Here is a 23296-nt window from a genome sequence, read left to right as displayed (position 1 = left end):
CACAGGTGGAGCCGACGGCCGCGCTCGTCGCAGTGTTCGCGGTCGCGGTCGGACTCACGCTGTACGCCGGGGCACTCGACTCGCTCCCGGCGGACGAGAGCTCGCGTCGGGTCGCCGAGCCGACGCTCTCGCGGATCCACGAGAACCTGACCGAGACCGGCGTCGCCGACCCGACGGACCTGAACGACTCGCTCGCCGCCGGTCCGGCCGGGTACCAGGTCGCCGTGACGCTGGCTGCCGACGGGGAGCGGTGGCGGGCGGGGCCGGCCGCGCCGCCGACCGCCGCGACGGCCGCGCGACCCGTGAGCGTCCGTCTCGCACCGGGCGTCGTCGTCTCCGGCCGACTCCGCGTGGAGGTGTGGACGTGACTAACGAGCACTGCGACGACCGCGCGGTCAGCACCGTCCTCGACGTGGCGGTCTGCCTGCTGTTCGTCACCGCGGCCGTCGGGGTCCTCGCGACGGTCGAGCGTCCTGCCCCCGACGAATCGGACACCGCGGACCGCGCGGCCTCGCTGCTCGGGACGACGACCGCCACCGTCCACTACGCCACCACTGGACCCTCCTCGACGGGAGGGAGCGCGGCAGCCGTCGCGTGTCGACCGGCGGACGGCTCCCGTCCCGACGACTGCCGAACCGCCCACGGAACGGTCGCCGGCCTCCTCGCTCGCGCCGCGGTCGCCGACGTGGCGGCCACCGAGAGCGCGGGTCGGTCCCCCTTCGAGCGCGGCGTGCGGAACGCGACCCGTCAGCGGCTGGCCGGTATCCGTTCGTCGTGGCAGGTCGTCGTGACCTGGCGGGCGTACCCGGACGCGCCCCTGACCGGACGGGTGGTCGTCGGTGACGGCCCCCCACCCGGAATCGACGTCCACACAGCGACGCTTCGCGTGCCGGTTGCCGCCGGCGCCGCGCCCGGAGCGACCGACGACGACGAACCACGGACCGTCGAGGCCGTCGCACGGCGGGCCGCGGCCGGAACGGTCGCCCGCCTGTTTCCACCGGAACCGACATGGCTCGCGCTCGCAGGCGGCGAACCGCACGACCGGCTGACGGCCGGCCGTTATCGTCGAACGGCGGCCGCTCTCGGCGTCGGACTCGACGGTGCCGTCGAGGACGGCGCGGTCCGGCGGGCGAACGGTCGTCTCGCCGAAGCGCTGGCGTCGGAGTACGGCCACGACCTCCGTGAGAGCGCGGACGGCCCCGTTGCGGCAGCGAGCCTCATCTCGGTCGAGACTGCGACGGTCACCGTCAGGACGTGGTCGCCGTGAGGGTCGCGGACGGTGAGCGGGCACGGGTCCCGTTCGCTGTGGTAGGAGTCCTGTTGCTCGTGAGCAGCGCGACGCTCGCGGCGACGTTCGCCTCGCGTCCGCCGGGCGGTGCCGAGGCCGACGGCGATGCGGCGATGGAGCGCGCGGACGCCGCCGTGACGACGGCGCTCCGGGCGGCGGTCCAGCGTGCGGCTCGGAACGCCGCCGCCGACCCGGTCGTCGCTCCAGCGAACACGACGTACGGCCGGGTGCTCGACGAGTCGCGAGCGTTCCGCGACGCGCTGGAACTCCGGGTGTACCTGCAGGCACGCCGGGCGCTCACCGGGGTCGACGCACGCGCTGGCGACGCGCGTGCGACGGCCGACCTCCCCGCCATCGACGACCCCGCGGACGCACGTGCGGCCATCGAGCGGGTCCGGCTCACCCGGACGGGGAACGGTACGGTGTCCGTGACCATCTCGAACATCTCGGTGACGCTCTGGCGGCACGATCGCGCCGTCGACCGACGGACCGAGACGGTCCGGTTCACCAGTGCGACGCCGGTGCTCGTCGCCCACGACCGGGTGGCGGAGTACGAGCGTCGGCTGAACCGTGGCCCGACCGAGGGGCCCGGACTCGGTCGGCAGTTCGCCTCGCGGCTGTACGCCTGGACGTGGGCCCGTGGCTACGCGCAGTTCGGCGGGCTGCCGGTCGACAACGTCCTTGGCAACCGTCACGTCTCGCTCTCGGCGAACGAGGCCGCACTGGCGACCCAGCGCGGCGTCTTCGGCGCGAGCGACGACGCGGGCCGGCGTGCGCTCGGTCGGGCCCGCGCCCGGCTGCTTGCACAGGAGGCCCTCGACCAGGCGCCCGGCGAGACCGGCATCAGCACGGGCCAGTGGACGGACCTCGTTCTGGGGGACCTCGACGGGTCGTTCGCCAACTCGGACCCGGACGTGCCTTCGGTTCCCGAGACCGGCACGCCGCAGACGACGCACGACGACCCGGTGACGGTCGGTGTGAACGAGAGCGCGACCGACGCCATCCGAGGGCTGCTCGACGGCGACGGTGGCCCGACCGTCGAACAGCTCGTCCGACGGACCTACAGCGCGGCGGTCCGCGTCCACGCGACGACGCGTCAGATCGCCGCGGAGCCGGCGCTGCCCGCGGTTCCTCCGGGACCCGGCTGGGAGCGCCGCAGGACCCACACGACACGGGCGGTCACCGTCACCGGCGGCTCCGCACCGGTCCCATCGCGCCCGTCGGGTTCGACACGGTTCCAGACCTACGAGCGCGTCGTCACCGTCACCGAGACGACGACCACAGTCTGGGTCCGGGGGCCGAACCGGACCGAGACCGAACGGACGGCGAACCGGTCGTACCGGGTCGGCGTCGCTGTCGACGCGACAGCCGCTACGCTCGCACCGGGCCCCGACGGGCGGGTCGCAGGCGCGTTCCAGCCCGGCGGTGTGCTCGGTGGCGAGACGGAGGAGGACGTCCGCCGCCCCGTGCGCTCGGTCGTCCGCGAACGTGGCGGTCCGGACGTGGTCGCCGGCGCCGCCGCCATCGGGCAGCTCGACGAGTCGCCGACGGTTCTCTACGGCTCACCCCCAGACGGCGCCGCGGACATCGCCTACCTTGCGGCGGCGGCGCTCAGGGACCGGACGCGGAACCGATCGGTGAGGACGACGCGGGGCGATCTCGTGACGTCGGCGACACCCGCTTCGTCCCTCGCCGAGGACCTCGCCGCCGACCGGCGCGAACTCGTCCCGGCTGCCGACCCGTACCCGAGCGTCGCGGACCGGCTCCGGACGGCCGCCCGGGCGGCGTACCTCGACCGGCTCCGCGAGGAACTCGAGTCCCGCGCCGACGCGACCGCCCGGAGCCGCGACGGGGTGGACGCGGCGCTCTCCGAACACGGCCACTCGCTCGCCGAGGCCGACGCCACGATGGACGCCAGTGCGAACGCGAGCCGGCCGGGGGCGCCGACGCTCGGTAGCGATGGACCGGCGGGCCCGGTCTCGTTCGACGTCGCGGCCGCCCCGTCGTACCTCGTCGCGAGCGAGCTGGACACCGACCGGGGACGAGCTGTGCGGGAGGACGGCTTCGCACCGCTGACTGCACGGAACTGGAACCTGTTCACCGTCCCGTACAACGAAGCCGGCGAGACCGTGACGCGAGTGGCCGACGAGGGAGCCAGCGGGGACCGGGTCGCGCTCGCGACCGGGACCCCCACACTCGCCGCGATGGAGTACGCCGGCCGGCGCGCCGAGAACGAGAGCGCTCGCCAGCGCCGTGACCGGCTCCGGGAGGCCGTCGACGAGTCGCTGGACAGCGTCCGCGAGCAGGTCGCGGTCGACCTCTCGGCAACCACGCCGCTCACCTATCCCGAGGCCGACGCGTCCGTCCGAGCAGCGTTCGAGCGGTACGCCGACGACGCGGACCGCGCCCGGGCGGTCGTCAACGGCTCGCTGGCGCCACAGATCGCACGGGAGGGCGCAAGCAGACTGGCCGACACCGGTGACGGTGCGGCGTCCGCCCGACATCGCGACGAACTGCAGGTTCGTGCGAGGACGGCACTCCGGGACGCGAGACAGTCCGAGGCAGCGCGGCTCCCGGAGGGACCGGTCGGGGACGCGAGCCGCTTCCTCCGTGGCCAGCAGCGGAGTCTCGTGGCCGCCGGGGCGCACTCGGCGCTGCAGAACGGCGTCGAGGGCTACCTGAACGGGAGCAGCGACGAGGACGTGCCACACACGTTCACGGGCGTCCCGCTGGTGCCGCTGTACTCCTGGGTCGTCACGACGAACGTCTGGGTCGTCGACGTCCGCGGAACGTACCCGCGGTTCGCGGTGCGGGTCGACAGGGGGTCGCCCGGGTCACCAGGTGGGTTCGTCTACAGCCGCGACGGCGCGCCGGTCGCGTTCGACGTCGACGGTGACGGGGCTTCCGAACGGGTCGGCCACGCTGACCGCGTCTCCTTCGAGAACAGCGTCGCCGTCGTCATCGCGGTGCCGCCGGGCAAGCAGGGCGTCGGGGACAGGAACGGCGTCGCGGACGAGCACACCGGCGGCTGGCCCTGTCCCGGCCCGGAGCGGTGGCCAACGTCGGCCGGCACCACCGCGCCGCCCGGAGCCGCGAACGCGTCCGATTGCAGCACTGACTTGTACGCGCCGGGGCGAACGGACCACCATGTTCCACGAACACCGGACCGACGTGTCGGGACAGTCGCCGCCCGAACTGGAATCCGAGTACGCCGCCGACCTCGCCGCCGTCGTCGACGAGCACGGCGTGGACGCGGTCGTCGAGGAGACGGGGCTCGACAGGTCGCTCGTCGAGTCTATCGCCCACGAGGAGATCCCGGAGGACCTGACGCTCGAACAGGCCGCGGCGATCCAGGCGCTGGCCGACGGGGTCGCCGACGCCGACACCGTCCACGAGATGGCCTGCGAGCACCTCCTGCTCGGTATGACGACGGGCGTGCTCGACATCGACGCCGTGACCGCGGAGCTGCCGCTGAACCTGGAGGCGACCGAGGTGCAACAGAAGATCGAGCGCCGCGCCCCGATGACGTTCCGCGAGTTCGTCTACATCCAGCACGTCATCGCGACGCACCAGCCGTAACCGGCGTGCGCGCGACGTCGGTCGGCACGACCGAGTCCCGGTACCCCTAACACCTCCTCGCCCCTACCGGCGGCCATGCGCGTCGCGATTCTCGGCTGCGGCTACGTCGGTATCGAACTGGGGCGGCAGTTGACCGAGGCGGGGCACGACGCCGTCGGCGTCCGACGCTCCGCCGACGGACTGGCGGCCATCGAGGCGGCCGGCTTCGAGGCGGTCGAGGCCGACCTCACCGACGGCGAGAGCCTCGCTGCCGTCCCCGACGCCGACGCCGTCGTCTTCGCCGCGAGCACCGGCGGGCGGGGTGCAGACGCCGCGCGGCGCATCTACGTCGACGGGCAGGAGACCGTCCTCGACCACTTCGACGCACGGGAGTCCCCGCCGGACCGACTCGTCTACACCTCCAGCACGGGCGTCCACGGCGACCACGACGGCGACTGGGTCGACGAGTCGACGCCGCTCGACCCGACCACACCGAAGACCGAGGTCCTGGTCGAGGCAGAGGAGCTGGCGCTGGGCGCTGGGGAGAGTCACGGCATCGACGGCACCGTGGCACGGTTCGCCGGACTCTACGGCCCCGACCGCTACCGGCTGGAGCGGTACCTCTCCGGCCCGGTCACCGAGGGCTACCTGAACATGGTGCACCGGGACGACGCCGCCGGTGCGGTACGGTTCCTGCTGGAGAACGACCTCGCATACGGTGACGTCGTGCAGGTCGTCGACGACGAACCCGTCTCGAAGTGGGCGTTCGCGGACTGGCTCGCCGAACAGTGCGGCGTGTCCGAGCCACCGAAGCAGACGAAGGCGGAGCGACTCGCCGACCCGGGGCTCTCCGACGCGGCGAAGCGCCGCATCCGCACGTCGAAGCGCTGTTCGAACGAACGGCTCCGCGAGCTCGGCTACGAGTTCCGCTATCCCACGTTCCGGGACGGGTACCGTGCCGCTGTCGAGGAGTATCGGGCAGGGTGAACGAGTGGGAACCTTCTTACTCGTCCGATGTGAGACGTGGGATATGGGGTTTGCTGTCACCCCGGCCGCCATTCGCGCCGCCAGCGCCGTCGATGCAGCCACCAACGACCCGATGATGGCTGCCGGTGTGCTGCTCGCGGTGGTACTGGGGGCCGGAGCGGGACTGGTCGGTGTCCAACGACTTCGTCGGTCGCCTGGCGAGCGGTTCGTCCGCGCGGTCCGTGGCGTCGACGAGGTGACGATACTGCTGCATCCGAATCCGGACCCGGACGCCATGGCCGCCGGGATGGCGGCCGCCGACCTCTGTGAACACGCCGGCGCCGACGTCTCCCTGCAGTACCCGGGCGAGATTCGCCACCAGGAGAACCGAGCGTTCCGCACCGTCCTCGACCTCGACCTCGACCAGATCGAGACCGCCGGCGATCTCGAATCGGACACGGTCATCCTCGTGGACCACAACACCGCCCGTGGCTTCCAGGGTGCCCAGAGCGTCGAACCGTACGCGGTCGTCGACCACCACCCCGGCAACGGGACCGGCACCGAGCACACCGACATCCGGACCGACTACGGCGCGTGTGCGACCATCTTCGCGGAGTACTTCGACGACCTCGACGCGACCCCGGGCAACGGCGACGAGACCCTCGCGCTCAAGTCGAAGACCGCGACCGGGCTCATCTACGGTATCCTCTCGGACACGAACGACCTGACGAAGGGCTGCTCGGCCGCCGAGTTCGACGCCAGCGCCTACCTCTACCCGGTCGTCAACGAGGACCTGCTCGACCGCATCGCCAACCCGCAGGTCCCGGACGAGGTGCTCAAGACGAAGGCGAAGGCCATCGTCGAGAAGGACGTCGACGGACCGTTCGCTGTCTGCGACCTCGGCGCCATCCCGAACGTCGACGCCATCCCGCAGGCCGCCGACGAGCTGATGCACCTCGAAGGCGTCAGCGCCGTCGTCGTCTTCGGTGAGCAGGACGGCACCGTCCACATGTCCGGGCGGTCGCGCGACGACCGCATCCACATGGGCGAGGCCCTGCGAGCCGTCGTCGCCGACATCCCGATGGCCGACGCCGGCGGCCACGCACGCATGGGCGGCGGCCAGCTCTCGAAGGAGCACATGGAGGGCCTCGGCCCCTCCGACGGCGTCTCCCGCGACGACTTCAAGCAGCGTCTGTTCGACGCGCTGGCAGGTGCGAGAGGATAGCCGGCTGGTTTCGACGGAGCGACGATTTACTTCCCACCACTGGCTCGCGACTGGTGAGCGTGCCGGAGGCCGCGAGCCAGCTCGCGCGAGGGATGAGCACCGCAGGCACGAGGAGCGCAGTCGGGTCCCGGGAGTCGACCGCCTCGGGGCTTTCTGGCTGTTGTGGTTTCCAGTGTGTCCCACGTCAGACAGGGATCTCTGACTGTTTCCAGCCACGCTAGCCCCACGAAATCCGGCAATGACTCTCGGAAATCGAACGCGCTCCTTTTCACGCCCACCCAACTACACCCAGCCATGGTCACCAGCAATGCGTCGTGGGCGTACCGCGACGAGTTCCACGACGCGTTCGCGCGGACGTTCTACCGGCGGTTCGGCGACGGTCTGGTCTCCAGCATCGGCGTGGGCACGTACCTCGGCGACCCCACCGACGAGGTTGACGAGCGGTACCACGACGCCATCGTGGAGGCGTTCGCGACGGGCGTGAACGTCGTCGACACGGCCATCAACTACCGGTGTCAGCGCTCGGAGCGCGTGGTGGGTCAGGCACTCGAGACCTCGGACGTCGACCGCGACGCCGTCCTCGTCTCGACGAAGGGCGGGTTCGTCCCGTTCGACGGCTCGCGGCCCGACGAGCCGGGTGCGTACATCCGGTCGGAGTACGTGGACACCGGGCTCGTGGACCCCGACGAGCTGGTGCGGGGCGCGCACTGCATGGCGCCGGACTACCTCGACGACCAGCTGGACCGGTCGCTGTCCAACCTCGGGCTGGACACCATCGACCTCTACTACGTCCACAACCCGGAGACGCAGCTGGCCGAGCACGACCGGGAGACGGTGTACGACCGCCTGGAGGCGGCATTCGAGCTGCTCGAGGAGCGTGCGGCCGCGGGCGACATCGACCACTACGGCGTGGCGACCTGGGAGTGCTTCCGGGTGCCGGCGGACCACGACTCCTACCTCTCGCTGGCGGAGGTCGTCGGCCGGGCGCGGTCGGCGGCGAAGTCGGCGGGCAACGCGGCGACGCACTTCCGGGCGGTGCAGCTCCCGTTCAACGTCCACATGGCCGACGCGTTCACCGTCGAAGCCCAGTCGTCTGCCGACGGACGGGTGAGCACGCTCCGGCTCGCACACGAGGCCGACCTCGACGTGTTCACGAGCGCCTCCATCCTGCAGGGCGACCTCGCCGACGGGCTCCCCGAGGACGTGGACGCACGCGTCGCTGGCGAGACGACGGTACAGCGCGCGATCAACTTCGCTCGGTCGGCGCCGGGGGTGACCTGCTCGCTGGTCGGCGCGAGTCGAACCGAGCACGTCGCCGAGAACGTCGACGCGGGACGGTTCGAGCCGCTGGGTGCGGACGCGTTCGACGCGACGTTCGAGTGACTAGCGGATCTCCTTCCACTCGCCGCCGCAGTCGGGGCAGACCCGGACCGTGCCCACCTCGTCCGGGTCGTTCTTCGTCTTGAGCGTCTTCTTGCACTCGGCGCAGTTGAGCCGCTCGTACGTGTCCTTCTCCAGCGTGCCGTCTCTGAGCGCCTTCCTGACCGATTTCATGTGGCGACGCTACGAGGGGGGGCGGGAAAAAGACCCGGGTGTCATCGAGGCACGTCGCTGGCACGAACCGGGGTGCGGCGGAGCGTCACCGACGCCAGCCGACCGCGGTAGACGGCACGGGCGAACGACCGGCAATTCTGTTTCGGTTCGAAAGGTTTGAACGCACGCCGGGAGTAACACGGTTCGTGACGGAACAGCAACAGAGCGAGTCCGAGCGCCCCCGGGACGGCCGGCTCGGCGTGTTCGGTTCGCTCTGTACGATGGTGTTCCTCGTGAACTTCGCGCGGGTCGTCTTCGCGCCGCTGCTGGACCCGTTCCGGGTGCAGTTCGGCATCGGCACGGAGGGTGCGGTCGGGCTCATCGCGACGCTCGCGTGGATCGGCAGCGCGCTCCCGCGCATCCCGACGGGCTACGTCCTGACGCGGGTTGCGCGCCATCGCGTCGTCGGCTGGACCGGGCTCGTGCTGACCGCGTCGGCCGCGTTCACCGCCGCAGCGACCTCGCTGACGATGGTGTACGTCGGCGCGCTCTGCATGGGCCTCGCCAGCGGCGCGTACTTCATCGCGGCGAACCCGCTCGTGAGCGAGCTGTTCCCTCGACGGGTCGGCCGCGCCATCGGCGTCCACGGGATGTCGAGCCAGCTCGCGGCCGTGGCGGCGCCCTCGTTCGTCGGGCTGGTGCTCATCCGGGAGCGCTGGGCGGTCCCGGTGCTCGGACAGACGGAGGCGTGGCGGGTCGTCTTCGTCGCCATCGCCGCGGTGACGGCGGTCACGACGGCCGTCTTCTACGTCGTCGCGCGTCGCACGACGATGCCGGCGGCGGGAACGGAGGACCGCGACCTGCTCTCGGCGCTCCGCCGGCAGTGGAAGATCATCCTCACCGGGCTGGCCATCCTCGGCGCGACGGGCTTCGTCTGGAACGGCGTCTTCAACTTCTACGTGCGGTACATGACCGTCGCGAAGGACCTCTCGGCGGCACAGGGGCGGACGCTGCTGACGCTCGTCTTCCTCGCGGGCGTGCCGGCGTTCCTCCTGACCGGCGACCTCGCCGACCGGGTGCCACACGTCCCGCTGCTGCTCGCGCTGCTCGGCGGGTTCGCCGTCTCGCTGTTCGGGCTGACCGTCGTCGGTGGGTTCCTCCCGATCGTGGCGGTGACGCTCGTGCTCGGCTACATCGTCCACAGCACGTTCCCCGCGATGGACACGTTCATGCTCGACTCGCTGCCCGACGACAACCGGGCGTCGGCGTACGCGCTCTACTCGGGGTCGATGATGCTCGTGCAGGCGACCGGCAGCGTCGCCGTCGGCCTGCTCGTCGACGCCGGCATCGGCTACGACGCCGCGTTCCGCGGCTTCGCGGCGGTGCTCGTGCTGGTGCTGGCGGGTCTCGTCGGGCTGTACCTGCTCGACCGGTTGCCCGCCGGTGCAGAGCCCTGACCGACTCGAACCTGGCCCCGGAAACCCGTTCCCCAGTCGGGGCCGTTTTAGGACTGTGGCCCTGAGTCGGGGTCGATGGAGTACGTCCAGGAGCGGGTCGCCACGCTGCACGACCTCACCGACCCGACGCCGGACGCGCCGACCGACCGCGCGGCCGTCGTCGTCCCGATGACCGAACGGGAGTACGCTGGCCTCGCCGCCGAGCGCGTGCTGACGACGCTCGCCGAGGTCGACCCCGCCGCGGTCGTCGTACCGCTCCGCGCCCCGGCCGAGCGCGTGCCGGACTTCCACGCGTGGCTCGACTCGTTCGACCTCGACGTGGAGCTGCTCTGGTGCTCGGCCGACCGCGTCACCGAGCTGCTGGCCGACCACGGCCTCGACAACGGCTTCGGGAAGGGCCGGGACGTCTGGCTCGCGCTCGGCGTCGCCGCCGAGGCCGCGGACTACGTCGTCGTCCACGACGCCGACGCGAAGACCTACAACGAGCGCCACGTCCCCCGACTGCTCGCCCCGGTCGCCGGCGAGTTCGAGTTCGCGAAGGGCTACTACGCCCGCGTCGAGAACAACCAGCTCTACGGCCGGCTGTTCCGGCTCTTCTTCACGCCGCTGGTTCGCGCGCTCGACGACGAACACGACCACCCGTTCCTCGACTACCTCGACGCGTTCCGGTACGCACTCGCCGGCGAGTTCGCGATGACCGCCGACCTCGCCCGCAACGTCCGTGCCCAGCGCGCCTTCGGGCTGGAGGTCGGGATGCTCTCGGACGCCTACGAGCACGCCGGGTTCGCCGGCACCGCACAGGTCGACCTCGGCAAGCACGAGCACGACCACCGCTCCGTGTCGGGGCCGACCGGGCTCTCTGACATGGCCACCCAGGTCGGGCAGGCGCTGTTCAACGCGCTCGACGACCAGGGCCTCGACCCGGACTACGAGACGCTGCCCGACCGGTACCGCGATGCCGCCGACGCCCTGGTCCGCCAGTACGCCGCCGACGCGCGGTTCAACGGGCTCGACTACGACGTCGCTGGCGAGCGCGAGCAGGTCGACGCCTACGCCGGCTCGGTCCACGCGCCACGGACCGACACCAGACTCCCTGCCTGGGACGACGTGGCGCTCACGCCGGGCGACGTGGCCGACGCGGCTCGGGCCGCGAGCGACGAGTTGGTCGAATGAGTCTTTACCCCCTCGCCCGTGGCACCCCACATGCGCCTGAGTGAGGACGAACTCGCCGGCGTCGTCGACACCTTCGGCGGCCTGACCCGCACGGAGCTGACACGGGCCGTCGAGGAGGTCGCCTTCCGCGCCGGCGCCGACGTCGACGCCGAGACGGTCGAGGAGTGGGTGACAGACGCCATCGACGCCTACCATCTCGTCGCCTACGACGACGGCGACCGCACGCTGTACGTCGCCGGGCCCCGTGCCTTCCCGGAGGAACCACCCCACGGGGAGGACCTCCCGCACATCATGGACGTCGACCCGCGGCAGGTCGACCGAGCCGCCCTCGGCGAACAGGTCCACGACCGGCTGACCGACGAGGCGACCGCGGCACTCGCGGGCGGGAACGAGGACCGCGCCCACGAACTGCTCGACGTGAGCTACGACCTCGAGGCGTGGGCACCCGTCGACTGTACGGACGTGCGGAGTCGGCTGGACGCGGCGCTCTGACGACGGGAGAGTGAACGCTTTAGGGCCGCGGACCGTAGCCGGTGGCGATGGACCTGCGTCGTGTCGCCGAGTTCACGCCCCGTTCCGTCGACGACGAGCCGCGGGACGCCGGCGTGCTCATCCCGGTCGTCGAGCGCGACGACCGGCTGTTCCTCATCTTCACGAAGCGGTCCGAGGACCTCGGCAAGCACGCCGGCCAGATGAGCTTCCCCGGCGGCGGCTACGAGTCCGGCGACGCCGACATCGAGGAGACCGCGCTCCGGGAGGCCTACGAGGAGATCGGCCTGCTCCCCGAGGAGGTCGAACTCGTCGGCCGCCTCGACGACATCCGCACGATCACCGAGTACGCGGTCACCCCGTTCGTCGGCTACGTGCCCGACCGCGAGTACCACCCCGACGAGCGCGAGGTCGCGGAGGTCGCCATGCTCGCCGTCGATGCGCTGCTCGACCCCGAGAACTACCGATACGAGCGCCGCGACCACCCGTACTACGGCGACATCGTCATCCACTACTTCACCGTCGACGGCTACACCGTCTGGGGCGCGACCGCCCGCATCCTCGTCCAGCTGCTCGAGCTGACGACCGACTGGCGCGCGCCAGAACGGGTCGACCGGCGGGTGTGACGCCGGTCCGCTCTTGTTCCCGGCGACCGTACCCCCAGCCATGCCGAGCTCGTGTGAGTACTGCGACAGCCCCGTCGAGCGCCACGACCCGGTGTACGTCCGCGAGGGTGAGGGTCGGGAGCGAGCGTTCTGCAACTACGCCTGTCTCACCAGCTACGTCGACGAGGCGGGGCTGACGACGGGGAACTGCTGCGAGTGGTCGCCCACCTGAACCGCCGTCCCGCCACACGGCAGGTCTTCGTGCGCTCCGACACGTTTATCCCGTATGCAGACCTGGAATGGAGTACATGGTCCACAAGACGATGGGTCGCGTTCCATTCGACCGATAGCCTACTTCTCCTGAGCCGTATCGCCGTCGTCCGAGGTGAACGCCGATGTTGACCAGCGGCGCGACCGTCGCCCGCACGGGGCTCGACGGTATCGCACTCAAGCCCGCAGAGGTCGACCTCGCCGACGCCGTCCACCTCGACGCCGACCTGCTCGTGGTCGACTACGAGGGTCGCGAACATCTCCCCGACGCGGGCGTCCTGCGCGAGCTCGCTGCCGAGTCCACGGTCCGGGTCACCACGCCCGTGCGCGCCGACGGCTTCGACCCCCTCGGGGACGACTCGCTGGCGCGCGAGCTGCCCGACGACATCGGGCGCGTGCTCGTCGCCGGTCACGGCGCGTACCTGACCGAGCGCGAGGCGGGCCGCGCCATCGCGCCCCGACTCGGGGCCGCCCGCAAGGTCGCGAGCGACGCCTGGGTCGGCACCGAGGGCGTCGAACGCGTCGCCCTCGCCGCGGGCGGCACGCAGTTCGACCTGCTCTCGCGGTCGACCGACCGGGACCTGAAGTCGCTGCGCGCCGCGGGCTACGACGGCGAGATCGCCGTCTACGCACCCACGGTGCTCGCGTCGGAGGACGACGACGTCCTCGACGCGGTCGGCGGCTACATCAGCCGGCGCGGGGCCGTCGCCCGGGCACTCCCCGACGACTGCGCGACGGACTCGGCCGCGACGGGTCGGGCTCGCGAGGTGCTGCTCTCTGCGAGCCGTGACTTCGCGCTCGTCGGCGACGCCGGGACGGTCCGCGAGCGGGTCGCCGAACTGAAAGAGCTCGGCGCGGACCACGTCGTCGGCTACCCCGCCCGCGGGCTCGACGAGTTCTTCGGCTGAGTGGCACACCCGATCCGGGTAACCCCGCCACGTCGGTTGTCCAGCGATTTTCCAGCCAATCGAAAAGACCAACGGAACTCGAGGTCGGGGTTGTGTCGTGCAGATTACAGCGGACCCAGCCGAGGCGATACCGAAGCGGGTTCTGGCCTTCGGCGTCGACTGGCTGGTGCTCTCGCTGGTCTCGGTGCTCGTCTGGTTCCTGTTCTGGCTGGCCCGACCACTACTCACCGCCGGCGGAAGCGGCGACCAGGGGTCGTTCGCCACCGGCTGGATCATCCTCTACATCCTCCTGGTGTTGGCCCGGTGGGCGGTCATCGGTGCCGTGTCACTGACCTACTTCACGCTCTTCCAGACGCGCTCCGGGCAGACCCCCGGGATGAAACTGCTCGACATCACGGTCGTCGGCGAGGACGGGTCGTCCGTCTCGGTGAGACAGGCGCTCGTCCGGAACGTGATACTGCTCGCCCCGCTGCCGTTCATGGCCCTGATCAACGCTTTCGACACCGTCGTCGGGTTCCTCATCGCCTTCGGGATGATGGTCGTCTGGCTGTTCGTCGAGCTCGGCGCGATGTTCGTCCTCGGGAACGGCCAGCGTCTCGGCGACAGGGCCGCCGGCACGGTCGTCGTCGAGACGGCCGCCCTGGCGTCCGAGGATGTCTCCGGGAGGTCAGGCGAGTCGACCCAGCCCGCCGACGCCTGAGCCGGGACGAAAACAGTTTGTGACCGCCGGGCGCACTCCCGGTCATGCGACTCGCACAGCAGACGACGGCGGGTCTCGGTGACGACGCCGAGGTCGCCGTCCTCCCCGTCGGAAGCGTCGAACAGCACGGGCCAGCGCTGCCGCTCGGCACCGACTTCATGGCCGCCGAGGCGGTGGCCGACGCCGTCGCGGACCGCGACGACGCGCTCGTCCTCCCCACGCTGCCCGTCGGCGTGAGCGAGCACCACCGCCAGTTCGACGGCACGCTCTGGACCCATCCCGGGACGTTCGAGGACTACGTGGCCGACACGCTCGCGAGCGTCGCCAGCCACGGCGTCCGGAAGGCCGTCGTCGTCAACGGCCACGGCGGCAACACCGACGCCATCACGCGTGCGGCCCGCCGACTCCGGCAGGAGGAGGTCGCCTTCGCCGCCCCGTGGGCCTGGTGGTCGAACCTCGACGGGCTCGACGAGGAGCTGTTCGGCGAGGCGGGCATCGGCCACGCCGACGAGCTGGAGACGAGCATGGTGGCCCACGTCGCTCCCGACCTCGTCCGCGAGGACCGCCTCGAGGAGGCGGAGGCGGGCGCGGCCGACTCGTGGGGGAGGTCCGTCCACGGCGCGAGCGTCGGCTTCGACACCGCCGACTTCTCGGAGTCGGGTGCGGTCGGCGAGCCCACCCGCGGCTCCGCCGAGGCCGGCGAACGGCTGTTCCAGACGGCGACGGACGAACTCGAGGCGCTCGTCGACTGGCTCGTCGAACAGCCGTTCGAGGCGCTGCTCCCGGAGGACCACCGATGAGCGGCGGGATTCCGGCCGATTCGGACCTCCCGACCGACGACGCGCCCGACACCGTTGCGGTAATCGGCGGCGGAGCCGTGGGTGCGACCGCGGCATACGACCTCGCGCGTCACGGCGTCGACGTGACGCTGTTCGAAGCAGGGGACATCGCGGGTGGGAGCAGCGGCCGCGCAGCGGGCATCGTCTACGACGCCTTCGCCGAGGACGTGGATTCGCGTGTCGCCGAGCGCGCGCTCGAACGGTTCCGCGCGTTCGACGGCCGCGGCGAGTTCACCCTCGACGGGGCGCCGTACGTCTGGCTCGCCCGCGAGGGCGACGACCGCCGTGCGGACGCCATCCGCGAGCAGGTCCCCCGGATGCGCGCCAACGACCGGGACGTGGCACTCCTCGACCGTGACGACCTCGCCGAGGAGTTCCCGACGCTCCGGTCCGACGACGTTGCGGTCGCCGCAGTCGCCCGGGACGCAGCCGTCGTCGACCCCGCGACGTACCCGCCGCTGCTCGCGACGCTGGCCGAGGAGGAGGGAGCGACGGTGCGGGAGGCGACGCCGGTTCGGTTGGCGACCGACGGCGACGGCGCGGGTTCCAGCGTCGTCGTCGGGGCCGAGACGCACCCGTTCGACGCCGTACTCGTCGCCGCCGGCGCACACTCGAAGCGCTTGCTGGCCGACGCGGGCGTGCCCATCGCGATGAAGCCCTACCGCGTGCAGGCGCTCACCGCGGGCTTCGACGCCGACGTCCCCATCTGCTACGACGCGACCGCCGGGGTCTACCTCCGCCCACACCCCGACGGCCTGCTCGTCGGCGACGGGACCGAGGAGCGCGAGGTCGACCCGGACGACTGGCGACGGTCCGCGGACGACTGGTTCGTCGACGGCGCGGTCGCGGCTGTCGCGGAGCGGACCGGCACTGAGCCGTCGGTCGAACGTGCCTGGGCCGGGCTCTGTACGGCGACGCCGGACCGCGATCCGCTGCTCGGCGAGCTCCGCGACGGGCTCTACGTCGCGACCGGGTTCCAGGGCCACGGCTTCATGCGCGCCCCGGCGCTGGGCGAGGCTGTCGCCGCCGAGATGCTGGAGGGCGACGGTATCGAGGCGTTCGACCCGACCAGGTTCGACGGCGACGAAGCGTTCGAGGTCGTCGAGGGGATGGTCGTCGACGAGTAGTCAGTAGCCCAGTTCGAACACGTCGACCGGGTCGAGGAAGACGAGCGCGCGACGGGTCTCGAGCTCGACCGTCAGGAGTGCCTCGCCGTCGTCGTACTCGAAGGATATCTCTCGGAGGGAGTCCTCGCTGCGGCGTGCCCGTTCGACTCGACGCTCGATCTCCTCGCGCTGTCGGTCGGGCAGTGGCTGCCGCCGCAGCGAGCGAGCGGTCGTCTTCGGACCGTCGACGTGGTAGCTGAACCCGCCGTATCCGGCACCCTCACGGCCGAGCTGGAGGCCGGTGTAGACGCCGACGCCGGCGCGGTCGAAGAACCGAGCGAACCGGTCGTCGTTCGCGACGAACGTGCGCTCGCCGGCGCGGTCGAAGTACGCTTCAGCACCCCGGCGATCGACGTTCCCGACGAACCACAGCTCACCGTGGTCGAGGGCGAGGTAGCCGCCGCCGTCGCTGCGGTAGAGCTCCCGACCATCGTAGACGCCATCTCGTGTCGCCCCCTGGCTGATGGCCGACCGCGCGCGTCCGATACCGAACGCGCCCTCGAAGATAGCGACCTGTGGGTACGTGCCGTCGTCGGCTACGACGGTCGCCTGCAGCTGGTAGTCGACCCTGTCGCGCGGGGCCACCGGGGACTCGGTGAGCCACTCGACCATCGAGCTGTTCAGGTACGTCTCGTTGCTGGCGAGCGCGGCCGGTTCGACGTAGTGCACCCGGTACCGCTCCCAGTCGGTCCCGTACTCCGCCGGGTCGTAGAGCCACCTGCCGAGCCGCGCGGCGCCGTCGCCGCTGCTCGACCGGGCGGTACAGCCGGCCAGCGCCGTCCCGACACCGGCGGCCGCCGTCGCACCCGCGAACCGCAGCACGTCCCGTCTCCGTGGCATGTCGACTTCGTTTCTCGACAGCGAGTTGAAAAATCTTCGGGTCCGACCCGCCGCTCAGCGCACACCGAAGTTCGACAGCGGGTCGACACCGAACGGGGCCTGCACGGTCGCGAACTCGAGGTCGAGCAGCACGCGCTCTGTGTCGTACTCGACGGAGGCGAAGCGCAACCGATCGACGGAGGACTGGACCTGTTCGAGGTACGATTCCAGCTCCTCGCCGCGGGCCTCGTCGACACCGGGAACCCGGAGCGCCCGGGCGTGTGTCGTCCCGCCGTCGATGCGGTAGGCGTGGCCGTGCAGCGTCGGCGTCCCCGACTCGTCGGTGCTGAGCCGGAATCCGGCGTTCGCGCCCACGCCGACGGTGTCGAAGAACGTCGCGAGCCGGCCGTCCCCCGTGGCGAACGAGCGCGAGCCCGTGACGTAGGACTCGGCGTCGGCCCGGGGGAGGCCGCGGACGAACACCAGCTCGCCGTCGGCGATGACGATGAACGCACCCGAGTCGTCGCGGTACAGCGGGCGGCCCTCGACGTTGCCGACGCGCTCGAATCCCGTCGTGAGGCTCTCCCGGACCGTGCCGGCGTCGAAGGTCCCCTGCGAGACGAGCACGTACGGGAGGCCGCCGGCCGCACTCGTGCCACCGAGTTCGACGGTGAACGCGACGTCCTCCGGGGCAGCGGCGTGGTACCGCTGGACCCGGTCTGCCGTCTCGCCGAGCGAGTCCCGGCTGGCCGCGAACGTCTCGGGCTCCCAGTAGCCGACGACGTAGTCGGTCACGTCCTCGCGGTAGTGTGCCGGGTCGTAGAGCCACGGCTGGAGGCTCCCCTCGCGGTCGGTCTTCCACGAGTGGCCCGAGTCGCCGAAGCAGCCGGCGAGCGAGGCGAGACCGCCGACGAGCACCGTGCCGGCCGCTCGGCGCATGGCGGTCCGCCTCGTCTGCAGAAACGACCGGCCCGGGGAAGCGTCGTCGCCGCGGGCGTTCACGACTCGTCTGGGCTGGCGTCGACGCTCACGTCGGCGTCGCCCGCGTCGTCCGGGTTCGCGTCCTCTGCGTCGCTCTCGTCCGGTTCGGCGATGGTCACGGTGTCGCCGTCGCCGCCGTCGTCACCGTCGTCCTCCTCGGGGACGGCCTTCGGCACCTCGACCTCCAGCGTCCCGTTCTTGCGGAGGGTCGCGGTGGCGGACTCGGGGTCGACGAGCGCGTCGGCCGGCAGCCGCACGTGGCCGTCGAGCGCCATGCCGCGGCCGGGGATGCGCATGTCGTACCCATCGTGGAACTCCCGGAAGCGGTCGATGCGTACCTTCACCGTGCCGTCGTCGTAGCGCACCTGCACGTCGGCGTGGGTCGCCCCCGGCGCGTCGAAGACGGCGAGGTAGGCGTCGTCGCTCTCCAGCAGGTCCGTCGGAAGCGGTCGGTTCTCCTGTACCTGCGAGGACGCCCGGCCGATCTGGCGCAGGACGCTGTTGCTGACCGAGCGACCGAACTCGCGGATAGTCATAGCTCGATCTCCTCCAGACCGGCGGTGGTCCCACAGTACGGGCAGGTGAACTCCTCGACGGTCACGTCGTCCGGCATGTCGTAGGTGTAGTGCAGCTCGAACATGTCGAGCTCGCAGTCCGTGTCAGTACACCTGACCTCCATCGTCGCGGGCATAGCCGGAGCTTGGGCCGTCAGGGGAAAACAGTTTTCGGAGGGCGGAACCCTTTTCTCCCGCTGCTCGAACTCGAATACAATGCAGACGCCGCCACGGACCGCCGCACTCGCTCTCGTCGCGCTCCTCGTCGTGAGCGTGGTTCCCGTCGGCGCAGTCGGTGGTGCCAGCGCCGCCACGGCCGTCGATACGGCCCCCGAGACGGTCGCGCCAGCACCGGAGACCGGCACCGCCGGGGTCACCCGCATCGTCGACGTCGAACTGACGCCGGACCGCCCCGAGACGGTCCGCGTCACGGTCACCTTCGAACTCGGCTCGGACGTGAGCACGCTGGGCGTCTCCACGCCCGACGGTGCGACCGTGCTCTCCCGCGACGGCATCGTCGACGCCCCGAACATCGCCTGGGACCACCGCTGGGACGAGGAGACCGAGCGACCGTCGATGACCGTCCGCATCCCGAGCGACGTGGCGAACGACCGCTTCGGCGGCTACGACTTCGCCGAGGGCGACGGCTGGGCGCTCGTCCACTACGGCGTCACCGCGGGCTACTACAGCGACGCGACCGACAGCTGGCACCGCAGCTGGGAGCGCGAGGGGCTGTTCGAGACGGCGACGCGGACCACCGAGGACGCCGCCCTCGGCACCCAGCTGGCGTACCTCGGCCCGCACGAGCGCTACGAGCACACCGCGAACGGCCGGAACCTCACGCTCGTCGTGCCCGCCACGGCGACCGTCGAGGAGGGCCCGGAGACCGTCTTCGAGTCCGTCTCCTTCGCGATGGACGAGCTGTACGTCGCCGGCAGCGAACGCGACGTGCGCCTGTTCGTCGCGCCCGACCCCATCCGCCGCGGCGGCATCCAGGCCGGCCCGACCGACCTCTGGGTCCACGAGGACATGCAGGCCGAGAGCGCGGACAACGTCTGGGTCCACGAGTACCTCCACACGCGCCAGCGCTTCGCCCCGAACTCCGAGATGCGCTGGTTCACCGAGGCCAGTGCCGAGTACTACGCCGCCCTGCTCACCTACCGCGAGGGGCGCATCGACTTCGAGGCGTTCCACGACGCCGTCTCCACCGACCGCGACGCCGACTCGGTCCTCGTCAACGACATCCACTGGACCTCCGACTACGCGCCGTACTCGAAGGGCGGCCGCGTGCTCGCCGGCCTCGACGCCCAGATCCGCCGCGGCTCCGGCGGCAACTACAGCCTCGCCGACGTGTTCTACCTCGTCAACATCCACCGGGGGACGGTCACCTACTACGACCTCCGCGAGTACGTCGTCGCCGCCGGCGGCGAGGAGGCCGGCGAGTGGCTCGACGAGTACGCCCGCACCGAGGCCGTTCCGGACGTGCCCCGGAACGCCTCGCTGTACGACTCCCCCACCGAAACCGACCGCGACGCCGACGGCGACGGGCTCACCGACAGCGAGGAGAAGCGCGCCGGGAGCAACATGTTCGCCGTCGACACCGACGGCGACGGGCTGAACGACAACCGCGAGGTCCGGACCATCGGCTCGGACCCGAACGACCCCGACACCGACGGCGACGGGCTCCCGGACGCGACCGAGGTGAGTCGGGGCGCGGACCCGACCGCTGTCGATACGGACGGCGATGGCCTCGACGACGGCACCGAGGTCAACGAGTACCGGTCCGACCCGACCGACCCCGATACGGACGGCGACGGCGTTTCTGATGGGGAAGCCGTCGCGCAGGGGATGGACCCGACGGGTGAGGAGACGGCGACACCGTCGGAGACCACCACGCCAGAACCGACGGTGTCGGGGACGACAACGGCGACGGTCGGGACCGCGACGCCGACCGATACCGACGGTGGTTCGCCGGGATTCGGCGTGGCTGGTACGCTGGTGGCGCTTGCGGCGTGTCTGTTCGTGTTCGGTCGGGGTGACCGATGACGGGGCTGGCGTCGACGGTGTACGGTTTGGACTTCGGTGCGGGCAAGCGGGACGCCGGGAAGAAGACGTGGATTGCTCGCGGAACCGTCGGCGACGACGGGTTGCACCTGACCGACTGCGAGACGGTCGAGTCCGCGTTCGACGGCGACCCGAAACGTCGGGACGAGACACTGCCGGCGCTGGTCGAGTTCCTCTCGGGTGACCGCCCCTGGGTCGCCGAAGAAGGTGACGAGTACTGGTTCGAAGACGACGCCGCGGTCGGACTCGACTTCCCGTTCGGTCTTCCGAGGGCCGTCCTCGGGGACGAGTTCGAGGACTGGCAGGCGTTTGTCAGGGCGTTCCCCGGTGGTCTCCCGTCAGCCGAGGACTGGGAGGGGGAGGAGGTAGACGGCCCCCGGTCGCTGAGCGCGTGGGGGAGCCAACGCGCCCGGGAGAACGACGGGGCGGACTGCGTGCACTGCAAGCGCGAGACGGACGCGACCGTCGGCGCACAGCCGCCGTACGGCATCGTCGGGAAGTACATCACGTACCACGGCATCGAGTCGGTGCTCGCCGAGGTTCGGGACGCGGTGACGTTCGCCCCGATGGAGAGCGAAACCGGTTCCGCGGACGGACCGCTGGTGCTCGAAGCCTATCCCGCCGGGACGCTCGGCCGACTCGGCCTCTACCGCACGGGGTACAAGGGTGGCAAGGAGACCGAACGGTGCAGGCGAGAACGGAACCTCCAGGGACTGCAACAGGGCGAAAACGAGGTCGAAATCACCGAATCCGTAAGGAACGAAGCAGTGAAGAACTCCGGTGGCGACGCCCTCGACGCCGTCGTCGCGGCGGTCGCGACGTACGAGGCGACCCGCTCTGCCGAAGCCCTCGAACCCGACGAGGACCACTACAACCCAGTCGAGGGCTACATCTACGTCTGACCGCGACCTCGTGTAGTCAACTTCTTCCCCGTCGAGACGCAACCTCGCTCCATGACCGACCCCGCCGAGCTGGACGTGACCATCGTCGACGGCTACGTCGACGAGCCGGCACATTTCGGGGTGCCGCCGTACATCTCGACGTACCCCCGGTACACCGCCGGGGCGCTCGTCGACGCCGGGGTCCCCGTGGAGCGAATCACGTACCACACCATCGACGAGCTGCGCGACGACCGGATGCTGTGGGCGGACGTGGCCGATGCCGACCTCGTCTGCTACCTCGGCGGGATGACCGTCCCCGGGAAGTACGTCGGCGGGAAGCCCGCCGAGCCGGACGAGGTGCGCGAGATCGCCTGGACCGCCGACGGGACGACGCTGATGGGCGGCCCGGTGAAGTTCGGCGTCGGCGACGAGAACGCCGGCGCGACCGAGACCGAGCGCGACGACCTCGACTACGACTTCGTGGCGAAGGGCGACGTGGAGGCGGCGGCGTACGACCTCGTCGAGTCCGGGCTGGAGGGGTTCGACAACCGGATGCGGGACAACGCCGAGATAGACCGCTGGGCGGCGAAAGGTGCGTTCGTCGTCGAGCAGCACCCGAACCACCCCGAGTACCTCATCTGCGAGATGGAGACGTCGCGGGGCTGTCCGTACCGCTGCTCGTTCTGCACGGAGCCCCTGTACGGCGACCCGTCGTTCCGGTCGCCGGAGTCCGTCGTGAGCGAGGTCGGGGAGCTGTACGACCGCGGTGCGCGGCACTTCCGGCTGGGGCGGCAGGCAGACATCCTCGCCTACGGCGGCGACGGAGAGAAGCCGAACCCGGACGCGCTCCGGGAGCTGTACGGGGGCATCCGCGAGGTCGCGCCCGACCTCGGGACGCTCCACCTCGACAACATGAACCCCATCACGGTCGTCGAGTGGCCGGAGCTGTCGCGGGAGGGCATCCGCGTCATCGCGAAGCACAACACGCCCGGCGACACGGCCGCGTTCGGGCTGGAGTCCGCCGACCCGGTCGTGCAGGAGTCGAACAACCTGAACGTGACCGCGGAGGAGTGCTTCGAGGCGGTCAAGATCGTCAACGAGGAGGGCGGCTGGCGACCCGGCGACGAGCCCGGCACCGGGCCGTCGACCGGTCCCGATGCCCCCCGCCGGCTCCCGAAGCTCCTGCCGGGTATCAACCTCCTGCACGGACTGAAGGACGAGCGGGAGGAGACGTACGAGCTGAACAAGCAGTTCCTCCAGCGTGTCTACGACGCGGGGCTGATGCTCCGCCGGGTGAACATCCGGCAGGTGATGACGTTCGCCGGGACCGAGATGAACAGCGAGGGCGCACACATCGCCCACGAGCACAAGTCGCTGTTCAAGCGCTACAAGACGCAGGTTCGCGAGGAGATCGACAACCCGATGCTCCAGCGACTCGCCCCGCCGGGGACCGTGCTCCCGGACGTCCACCTGGAGTACCACGAGGACGGTACCACGTTCGGCCGCCAGCTCGGCACCTACCCGCTGCTCGTGGGACTGCCGGGCGAACGGGAGCTCGGACGGACCATCGACGTGGCCGTCGTGGACCACGGCTACCGCTCGGTGACGGGTGTCCCCTATCCGCTGGACTTCAACGAGGCGTCGATGAAGGAGCTCACCGCCATCCCCGGCATCGGGAAGGGGACGGCGGGCGACATCGTCGTCAACCGGCCGTACACCTCCCCCGAGGAGGTGACCGCCGACGTGGACCTGCGGAAGTACGCCGGCAGTTCCTCCGGCTCCGGTGCGGACTGAGACCCGCCCACGGACGCCGACGCCGA

The 23296-nt window shown here is 71.0% G+C and carries 23 protein-coding genes and 1 pseudogene; 19 read left to right on the top strand and 5 right to left on the bottom strand.

What is annotated here, in order from left to right; all coding sequences use genetic code 11:
* Window positions 1-5 precede the first annotated feature (5 nt).
* The 7 genes and pseudogenes from ACSG06_RS14650 to ACSG06_RS14620 all read left to right on the top strand — a co-directional run bounded on the left by ACSG06_RS14650 (window position 6) and on the right by ACSG06_RS14620 (window position 8420).
* Window positions 6-368 (top strand): DUF7285 family protein, encoded by a 363-nt coding sequence (locus ACSG06_RS14650; protein ID WP_440991020.1) that lies wholly within the window; start codon window positions 6-8, stop codon window positions 366-368.
* Window positions 365-1267 carry a DUF7284 family protein gene (locus ACSG06_RS14645; RefSeq protein WP_440991019.1) on the top strand — a complete coding sequence of 301 codons (903 nt, stop codon included), beginning with the start codon at window positions 365-367 and terminating at the stop codon, window positions 1265-1267. The genes ACSG06_RS14650 and ACSG06_RS14645 overlap by 4 nt, the downstream gene beginning before the upstream one ends.
* Window positions 1255-4308: pseudogene (locus ACSG06_RS14640) on the top strand (DUF7286 family protein); the annotation flags it as partial. The gene ACSG06_RS14645 and the pseudogene ACSG06_RS14640, both read left to right, overlap by 13 nt.
* 127 nt (window positions 4309-4435) lie before the next feature.
* On the top strand, window positions 4436-4867 hold the full coding sequence (locus tag ACSG06_RS14635; protein WP_440991436.1) for a DUF5791 family protein: 432 nt from the start codon (window positions 4436-4438) through the stop codon (window positions 4865-4867).
* 75 nt (window positions 4868-4942) lie between these two features.
* Window positions 4943-5833 (top strand): SDR family oxidoreductase, encoded by an 891-nt coding sequence (locus ACSG06_RS14630; RefSeq protein ID WP_440991018.1) that lies wholly within the window; start codon window positions 4943-4945, stop codon window positions 5831-5833.
* Window positions 5834-5876: 43 nt separating this feature from the next.
* Window positions 5877-7037 (top strand): DHH family phosphoesterase, encoded by a 1161-nt coding sequence (locus ACSG06_RS14625; protein WP_440991017.1) that lies wholly within the window; start codon window positions 5877-5879, stop codon window positions 7035-7037.
* A gap of 294 nt (window positions 7038-7331) precedes the next feature.
* Complete coding sequence (locus ACSG06_RS14620; protein WP_440991016.1) at window positions 7332-8420, top strand: aldo/keto reductase; 1089 nt, start codon at window positions 7332-7334, stop codon at window positions 8418-8420.
* On the opposite strand, the gene ACSG06_RS14615 is transcribed toward ACSG06_RS14620, so the two are convergent.
* Window positions 8421-8591 (bottom strand): HVO_0758 family zinc finger protein, encoded by a 171-nt coding sequence (locus ACSG06_RS14615; RefSeq protein WP_175526347.1) that lies wholly within the window; start codon window positions 8589-8591, stop codon window positions 8421-8423.
* Window positions 8592-8851: 260 nt separating this feature from the next.
* On the opposite strand from ACSG06_RS14615, the gene ACSG06_RS14610 reads away from it, so the two are divergent.
* From ACSG06_RS14610 to ACSG06_RS14570, 9 genes are all read left to right on the top strand, one after another.
* Window positions 8852-10027 carry an MFS transporter gene (locus ACSG06_RS14610; RefSeq protein ID WP_440991435.1) on the top strand — a complete coding sequence of 392 codons (1176 nt, stop codon included), beginning with the start codon at window positions 8852-8854 and terminating at the stop codon, window positions 10025-10027.
* Between the two features lie 75 nt (window positions 10028-10102).
* Window positions 10103-11200 (top strand): glycosyltransferase family protein, encoded by a 1098-nt coding sequence (locus tag ACSG06_RS14605; protein ID WP_440991015.1) that lies wholly within the window; start codon window positions 10103-10105, stop codon window positions 11198-11200.
* Window positions 11201-11230: 30 nt separating this feature from the next.
* Complete coding sequence (locus ACSG06_RS14600) at window positions 11231-11692, top strand: DUF7109 family protein (RefSeq protein WP_440991014.1); 462 nt, start codon at window positions 11231-11233, stop codon at window positions 11690-11692.
* Window positions 11693-11739: 47 nt separating this feature from the next.
* On the top strand, window positions 11740-12315 hold the full coding sequence (locus ACSG06_RS14595; RefSeq protein ID WP_440991013.1) for an NUDIX hydrolase: 576 nt from the start codon (window positions 11740-11742) through the stop codon (window positions 12313-12315).
* A gap of 40 nt (window positions 12316-12355) precedes the next feature.
* Window positions 12356-12526: a hypothetical protein gene (locus ACSG06_RS14590; RefSeq protein ID WP_440991012.1), complete on the top strand. Its 171-nt coding sequence runs from the start codon at window positions 12356-12358 to the stop codon at window positions 12524-12526.
* A 163-nt stretch (window positions 12527-12689) separates the two neighbouring features.
* Entirely contained in the window at window positions 12690-13472 is a 783-nt protein-coding gene (locus tag ACSG06_RS14585; RefSeq protein ID WP_440991011.1) for a DUF7388 family protein, read from the top strand.
* A gap of 97 nt (window positions 13473-13569) precedes the next feature.
* Complete coding sequence (locus ACSG06_RS14580) at window positions 13570-14172, top strand: RDD family protein (RefSeq protein ID WP_440991010.1); 603 nt, start codon at window positions 13570-13572, stop codon at window positions 14170-14172.
* Between the two features lie 44 nt (window positions 14173-14216).
* Window positions 14217-14972 carry a creatininase family protein gene (locus tag ACSG06_RS14575; RefSeq protein ID WP_440991009.1) on the top strand — a complete coding sequence of 252 codons (756 nt, stop codon included), beginning with the start codon at window positions 14217-14219 and terminating at the stop codon, window positions 14970-14972.
* Window positions 14969-16138 (top strand): NAD(P)/FAD-dependent oxidoreductase, encoded by a 1170-nt coding sequence (locus tag ACSG06_RS14570; protein WP_440991008.1) that lies wholly within the window; start codon window positions 14969-14971, stop codon window positions 16136-16138. Before ACSG06_RS14575 ends, ACSG06_RS14570 begins: the two co-directional genes overlap by 4 nt.
* Here ACSG06_RS14570 and ACSG06_RS14565 read toward each other — a convergent pair whose 3' ends face one another.
* From ACSG06_RS14565 to ACSG06_RS14550, 4 genes are read right to left on the bottom strand one after another with little or no spacing between them, the layout of a single operon-like run.
* A complete protein-coding gene (locus ACSG06_RS14565) occupies window positions 16139-17017 on the bottom strand; it encodes a hypothetical protein (RefSeq protein ID WP_440991007.1) in 879 nt (292 codons plus the stop codon).
* A gap of 54 nt (window positions 17018-17071) precedes the next feature.
* Entirely contained in the window at window positions 17072-17935 is an 864-nt protein-coding gene (locus tag ACSG06_RS14560) for a hypothetical protein (RefSeq protein ID WP_440991006.1), read from the bottom strand.
* A gap of 59 nt (window positions 17936-17994) precedes the next feature.
* Window positions 17995-18513: an Hsp20/alpha crystallin family protein gene (locus ACSG06_RS14555; RefSeq protein WP_440991005.1), complete on the bottom strand. Its 519-nt coding sequence runs from the start codon at window positions 18511-18513 to the stop codon at window positions 17995-17997.
* Window positions 18510-18668 carry a DUF7559 family protein gene (locus ACSG06_RS14550; protein WP_440991004.1) on the bottom strand — a complete coding sequence of 53 codons (159 nt, stop codon included), beginning with the start codon at window positions 18666-18668 and terminating at the stop codon, window positions 18510-18512. Before ACSG06_RS14550 ends, ACSG06_RS14555 begins: the two co-directional genes overlap by 4 nt.
* Before the next feature lie 79 nt (window positions 18669-18747).
* On the opposite strand from ACSG06_RS14550, the gene ACSG06_RS14545 reads away from it, so the two are divergent.
* The 3 genes from ACSG06_RS14545 to ACSG06_RS14535 are packed head-to-tail and all read left to right on the top strand — an operon-like array spanning window position 18748 to window position 23270.
* Entirely contained in the window at window positions 18748-20577 is a 1830-nt protein-coding gene (locus tag ACSG06_RS14545) for a hypothetical protein (RefSeq protein WP_440991003.1), read from the top strand.
* Window positions 20574-21497: a hypothetical protein gene (locus ACSG06_RS14540; protein ID WP_440991002.1), complete on the top strand. Its 924-nt coding sequence runs from the start codon at window positions 20574-20576 to the stop codon at window positions 21495-21497. Before ACSG06_RS14545 ends, ACSG06_RS14540 begins: the two co-directional genes overlap by 4 nt.
* 51 nt (window positions 21498-21548) lie before the next feature.
* Window positions 21549-23270: a radical SAM protein gene (locus ACSG06_RS14535; RefSeq protein WP_440991001.1), complete on the top strand. Its 1722-nt coding sequence runs from the start codon at window positions 21549-21551 to the stop codon at window positions 23268-23270.
* Window positions 23271-23296 lie beyond the last annotated feature (26 nt).

The organism is Haloarchaeobius baliensis (assembly GCF_052060055.1).
Lineage (GTDB): Archaea > Halobacteriota > Halobacteria > Halobacteriales > Natrialbaceae > Haloarchaeobius > Haloarchaeobius baliensis.
The sequence above is the reverse complement of the archived record's forward strand: the minus strand, read 5'-3'. Positions and strand labels throughout refer to the sequence as shown.

What these genes read in the sequence shown, in the direction of transcription:
- ACSG06_RS14575 (WP_440991009.1), top strand. Translation starts at nt 14,217, where the DNA reads ATGCGACTCGCACAGCAGACGACGGCGGGTCTCGGTGACGACGCCGAG.
- ACSG06_RS14590 (WP_440991012.1), top strand. Translation starts at nt 12,356, where the DNA reads ATGCCGAGCTCGTGTGAGTACTGCGACAGCCCCGTCGAGCGCCACGAC.
- ACSG06_RS14555 (WP_440991005.1), bottom strand. Translation starts at nt 18,513, where the DNA reads ATGACTATCCGCGAGTTCGGTCGCTCGGTCAGCAACAGCGTCCTGCGC.
- ACSG06_RS14615 (WP_175526347.1), bottom strand. Translation starts at nt 8,591, where the DNA reads ATGAAATCGGTCAGGAAGGCGCTCAGAGACGGCACGCTGGAGAAGGAC.
- ACSG06_RS14550 (WP_440991004.1), bottom strand. Translation starts at nt 18,668, where the DNA reads ATGCCCGCGACGATGGAGGTCAGGTGTACTGACACGGACTGCGAGCTC.
- ACSG06_RS14625 (WP_440991017.1), top strand. Translation starts at nt 5,877, where the DNA reads ATGGGGTTTGCTGTCACCCCGGCCGCCATTCGCGCCGCCAGCGCCGTC.
- ACSG06_RS14540 (WP_440991002.1), top strand. Translation starts at nt 20,574, where the DNA reads ATGACGGGGCTGGCGTCGACGGTGTACGGTTTGGACTTCGGTGCGGGC.
- ACSG06_RS14535 (WP_440991001.1), top strand. Translation starts at nt 21,549, where the DNA reads ATGACCGACCCCGCCGAGCTGGACGTGACCATCGTCGACGGCTACGTC.
- ACSG06_RS14610 (WP_440991435.1), top strand. Translation starts at nt 8,852, where the DNA reads ATGGTGTTCCTCGTGAACTTCGCGCGGGTCGTCTTCGCGCCGCTGCTG.
- ACSG06_RS14630 (WP_440991018.1), top strand. Translation starts at nt 4,943, where the DNA reads ATGCGCGTCGCGATTCTCGGCTGCGGCTACGTCGGTATCGAACTGGGG.
- ACSG06_RS14545 (WP_440991003.1), top strand. Translation starts at nt 18,748, where the DNA reads ATGCAGACGCCGCCACGGACCGCCGCACTCGCTCTCGTCGCGCTCCTC.
- ACSG06_RS14605 (WP_440991015.1), top strand. Translation starts at nt 10,103, where the DNA reads ATGGAGTACGTCCAGGAGCGGGTCGCCACGCTGCACGACCTCACCGAC.
- ACSG06_RS14570 (WP_440991008.1), top strand. Translation starts at nt 14,969, where the DNA reads ATGAGCGGCGGGATTCCGGCCGATTCGGACCTCCCGACCGACGACGCG.
- ACSG06_RS14600 (WP_440991014.1), top strand. Translation starts at nt 11,231, where the DNA reads ATGCGCCTGAGTGAGGACGAACTCGCCGGCGTCGTCGACACCTTCGGC.
- ACSG06_RS14585 (WP_440991011.1), top strand. Translation starts at nt 12,690, where the DNA reads ATGTTGACCAGCGGCGCGACCGTCGCCCGCACGGGGCTCGACGGTATC.
- ACSG06_RS14560 (WP_440991006.1), bottom strand. Translation starts at nt 17,935, where the DNA reads ATGCGCCGAGCGGCCGGCACGGTGCTCGTCGGCGGTCTCGCCTCGCTC.
- ACSG06_RS14595 (WP_440991013.1), top strand. Translation starts at nt 11,740, where the DNA reads ATGGACCTGCGTCGTGTCGCCGAGTTCACGCCCCGTTCCGTCGACGAC.
- ACSG06_RS14565 (WP_440991007.1), bottom strand. Translation starts at nt 17,017, where the DNA reads ATGCCACGGAGACGGGACGTGCTGCGGTTCGCGGGTGCGACGGCGGCC.
- ACSG06_RS14620 (WP_440991016.1), top strand. Translation starts at nt 7,332, where the DNA reads ATGGTCACCAGCAATGCGTCGTGGGCGTACCGCGACGAGTTCCACGAC.
- ACSG06_RS14635 (WP_440991436.1), top strand. Translation starts at nt 4,436, where the DNA reads ATGTTCCACGAACACCGGACCGACGTGTCGGGACAGTCGCCGCCCGAA.